This is a genomic window from Streptomyces sp. NPDC047315, assembly GCF_040643215.1.
Lineage (GTDB): Bacteria > Actinomycetota > Actinomycetes > Streptomycetales > Streptomycetaceae > Streptomyces.
This window is the reverse complement of record NZ_JBEYTZ010000092.1, coordinates 1-4,757: the sequence shown is the minus strand read 5'-3', so window position 1 is coordinate 4,757 and position 4,757 is coordinate 1. Positions and strand designations below refer to the sequence as shown.

General features: G+C 73.5%; 2 protein-coding genes. Both read left to right on the top strand.

Annotation, left to right across the window (positions count from 1 at the left end; translation table 11 throughout):
• Positions 1-4,455, top strand: coding sequence for a type I polyketide synthase (locus tag ABZ842_RS38580; protein ID WP_361548504.1), 4,455 nt, complete (start codon positions 1-3; stop codon positions 4,453-4,455).
• 3 nt (positions 4,456-4,458) lie between these two features.
• On the top strand, positions 4,459-4,757 hold a 299-nt coding region (locus ABZ842_RS38575), incomplete at its 3' end, for a beta-ketoacyl synthase N-terminal-like domain-containing protein (RefSeq protein ID WP_361548501.1).

Sequence of the window (4,757 nt, the reverse complement as noted above, 5' to 3'; positions counted from 1 at the left end):
GTGGAGGCGTTGCAGCACGGTGTGTTGCCGGCGTCTTTGTATGGCGATGAGCCCACGGAGAAAGTGGAGTGGGACGGTGTGCGGTTGCTGTCGGATTCGGTGGAATGGCCGGCGGGCGACCGACCCCGCCGCGCCGGCATATCGGCGTTCGGAATCGGCGGCACCAATTCCCATGTGATCCTCGAAGAAGCCCCCGCGATCGACCGCCCCGCCGCGCCCCGCGCTGAAGACAGTTCGGTCGGTGAGGTGGCGTGGTTGTTGTCGGCGAAGTCGCCGGCCGCGTTGCGGGAGCAGGCGGCCCGGCTGCACGCGCACGTCAGCGCCGATCCGTCGTTGGACGTGGTCGACGTCGCGCACTCCCTCGCCACGACCCGTGGCCACCTCGACCACCGGGCGGCCGTCATCGGCCACGACCGCACCCGACTGCTCGCCGGCCTGCGCGCGATCCACCGCGACGAGCCGTCGGAGCGCACGGCCCGGGACGCCGTCGCCAAACCGGGCAAGGTCGCCTTCGTCTTCCCCGGCCAGGGAAGCCAGTGGGCGGGCATGGCCGTCGAACTCCTCGACGAATCGCCGGCCTTCGGCGAGCAGATGGCCGCCTGCGCGAAGGCGCTCGCGCCTTATCTCTCCTGGTCCCCGGAAGACGTGCTGCGCGCCGCCCCCGGCGCCCCGCCGCTGGAGCGCGTCGACGTCGTCCAGCCCGTCCTGTTCTCCGTGATGGTCTCCTTGGCCGCGCTCTGGCGCTCGTACGGCGTCCACCCGGACGTCGTCGTCGGCCACTCCCAGGGCGAGATCGCCGCGGCGTGCGTCGCCGGCGGCCTCTCCCTCGACGACGCGGCACGGGTGGTGGCGCTGCGCAGCGCCGAACTCGCGACGCTGGCCGGCCACGGTGCGATGGCGTCGATCAACGAACCCCTTGAGCAGGTGGCCCGGCGGATCGAGCGCTGGCCCGGACGGCTGTCCGTCGCGGCGGCGAACGGCCCCTCCACCGTCGTCGTCGCCGGTGCCGTCGAAGCGATGGCCGAACTGATCGCGCAGTGCGACGCCGAAGGGGTGTGGATCCGACGCATCCCCGTCGACTACGCGTCGCACTCGCCGCAGATCGAGTCCATCCGCGAACGCCTCGCCGAAGCACTCGCCCCCGTCAGGCCCCGGACCGGGGAGATCCCCCTGCTGTCCACGGTGACCGGCGACGTCCTCGACACCGCCGGACTCGACGCCGACTACTGGTACCGGAACCTGCGCGGCACCGTCGAGTTCGACCGGGCCACCAGGGCCCTGGTCGCCGCCGGCTGCCGCACCTTCGTCGAGATCAGCCCGCACCCCGTGCTGTCCGTCGCGATCGAGCAGACGGTGGCCGCGTCGGGCGTCGACCCGGCCCGGGTGACGATCGTCGGGTCCACCCGCCGCGACGACGGCGGACTCGGTGGCTTCCGCACGTCCGCCGGCAGGCTGCACGCCCGCGGCGGAGCGGTCGACCTGTCCGCGCTCTGCCCGCCGGGCCGCACCGTGCCGCTGCCCACCTACCCCTTCCAGCACCAGCGCTACTGGGCGCAGGCCGGTGCGGAGAGCGCGGGCGACGTCGCCGGGGCAGGACTGGCGCCGGCCGACCACCCGATGCTCTCCGCTGCCACGCCCGTGGCCGGCGGATCCGAGTGGCTGCTGACCGGCCGGTGGTCACGGCAGAGCTTCCCCTGGCTGACGGACCACGCGGTGTTCGGCACCGTTCTGGCCCCCGGGACCGCCTACGTGGAACTCGCGGCGGGCGTCGCCGCCACCGTCGGATGCGAGGCCGTCGAAGAGCTCACCATCGAGGAGCCGATGGTCCTGCCCGAAGACGGCGCCCTGCGGATCCAGGTGCGCGTGGGCGAACCGGACGAAGCGGGGCGCCGCCCGATCGACGTGTACTCCGCACCGGACGAAGCGGAGCTCGGCGGCGTACGGCAGCAGCCGCAGGAGTGGACCCGGCACGCCACCGGTCGGCTGTCCCCGGAGCCCGCGCCGCGGCCGGCCCGGCTCGGCGCCTGGCCCCCTGCAGAGGGCACGCCGGTGCAGACCGGCGAGCTGTATGACCGGCTCGCCGGGCGCGGCTTCGACTACGGCCCGACCTTCCGGGGGCTGCGGTCGGCGCTCGCCGCCGGCCCCGAGACGTACGCCGACGTCAGCGCGGCGGACGACCTCGCATCCGACTGCCGCCGCTTCCGGGTGCACCCCGCACTGCTCGACGCCGCCTTCCACGCCGCGGTGGCCGACGTCATCGGCGACGGCGGGGACGACGGCGGAGGCGACGGCGGGGGCCCGGGGCAGGCGTGGCTGCCCTTCGCCTGGACCGGGGTGCGGATGCACTCCGCGGTGCCCGGACCGGTGTCGCTCCGTGTGCACCTGACCCGTACCGGCGCCCGGACCGTGGCCATGGTCGCGTTCGACGACGAGGGCCGGCCCGTGGTCTCCGTGGACTCGGTGACCGCCAGGCCGGTCTCCGTCGAACGGCTCAAGGCGGCAGCGCAGCAGACGACGGCGAACTCGCTGTTCCGCGTCGAGTGGACGACGTGCGCACCGGTCCCGGAGCCGGACGCCGGCCCGCCGCCGCGGTACGCCGTGCTCGGCTCCGACCCCCTCCCCGGCCCCACGGACGGCGGCCCCGAGTGCTTTGCCGACCTGGCGGCGCTGACGGCGGCCCTGGCCGGCGGGGCGGCGACACCGGACGTCGTGGTCGTGCCCGGCCCGAGCCGAAGCGCGGACGCGCCGCGGCCGGACGCGGTCCGCGACCGGGTCCACCACACGCTCGCGCTGCTGCGGAACTGGCTCGCCGACGACCGCTTCGCCGCCGCCGAACTCGTCTTCCTGACCCGAGGGGCCGTCGCGCCCGACGGCGGGGAGGCACCGGACCTCGTCGACGCGGCGCTGTGGGGCCTGCTCCGTACGGCACAGTCCGAACACCCCCGACGGTTCCGGCTCGTGGATCTGGAACGCGACGTCGAGCAGCGCGACCTGCCTGCTGCCTTGTCCGTCGACGAGCCCCAACTGGCCGTCCGGGACGGTGCACTCCTCGCGCCCCGCATGGTGCGGGCCCGCCCTCAGCCCGGGCCTGCCGAACCGTTCGACGCCGAACCGACCCACGTCGAACCGACCCACGTCGAACCGTTCGACGCCGAAGGCACCGTGCTGATCACGGGCGGTACGAGCGGCATCGGCGCCTTGGTCGCCCGCCACCTCGTCACCGAACACGGCGTCCGCCACCTGCTGCTGGCCAGCCGTAGCGGTGCGGACGCGGAAGGGGCCGCCGAACTCAAGGCCGACCTGGCTGCCGCCGGCGCCCGGGTCCGCATCGCGGCCTGCGACACGTCCGACCGCGCCGATGTCGCAGCCCTGATCGCATCCGTCGCCGACGACGACCACCCGCTGGTCGCCGTCGTCCACTCCGCGGGCGTCCTGGACGACGGCGTGCTCACCACCCTGACCGCCGAGCAGGTCGAGAAGGTGCTGCGTCCGAAGGTCGACGCGGCGCTGTGGCTGCACGAACTCACCGCCCACCTCGACCTGCGCGCGTTCGTGCTCTTCTCCTCGATCGCCGGCACCGTCGGCGGCCCCGGCCAGGGCAACTACGCGGCAGCCAACGCCTTCCTCGACGCGTTCGCCCAGTGGCGCCGCGCCAAGGGGCTCCCCGCCACCTCCCTCGCCTGGGGACTGTGGGAACAGAGCAGCGGCATGACGCGCCACCTGGCCGCCCCCGACGCGCAACCGCTGACCGGAACCGGCCTGCTGCCCCTGTCCACCGACGAGGCCCTCGCCCTCTTCGACCTCACGCGCACCCTGCCCGACGCACTGCTCGTGCCCGCGCGCCTCGACCCCGTGGCGCTGCGCGAGTTCGCGAAGACGGGGTTCGCCCCGGCCGTCCTGCGCGACCTGCTGCCCGACGCCCCCGCCGCGGAAGCGCAGAGCGCCGAACTGTCACCGCAGCAACTGCTCGGCCTGGCCGAACCGGAACGGCGTCAGACCGTCCTACGAGGGGTCCTCACGCAGGTCGCGTCGGTGCTGCGCTACTCCGGGGCGGCGGCCCTCGACCCCGACCGGGCGCTCAAGGAACTGGGCCTCGACTCGCTGGGCGCCGTACAACTCCGCAACCGCCTACAGGTGGCGACCGGCCTCGTACTGCCCCCGACCCTGGTGTTCGACCACCCGACCCCGACCGCCCTCGCCGAACACCTGAGGGAACTGCTGGAAGGACAAGGGGTCGAAGACGCCGGCCCGGATCTCGACGCGGAACTCGACCGGCTCTCCGCGCTCCTGCACACCGTCGACGAAGCGGAACGCGACCGCGTGGCCGCCCGCCTGCGTTCCCTCGCGCTCTCGCTGGGGACGGCGAGCGCGCCCGACGACGCGGTCGAACGGATCCGCGCGGCGACCGAGTCGGAGATCTTCGACCTCATCGACAACGATCTGGGAGCGTCCTGAACCATGTCGGAGAACCGGACCCTGGAGTACCTCAAGCGGGTGACCGTCGAACTCCAGCAGACCAGGCAGCGGCTACAGGCGGTCGAGGACCGCGCCAACGAGCCGATTGCGATCGTGGGGATGGCGTGTCGTTTTCCCGGGGGTGTGGCTTCGCCGGGGGATTTGTGGGATTTGGTGGCGGGGGGCGGGGACGCGATCGGGTCGTTCCCGGTGGATCGTGGGTGGGATGTGGAGGGTCTCTATCATCCGGATCCGGATCATCCGGGGACTGCGTATACGCGGTCGGGTGGGTTCCTTGAGGA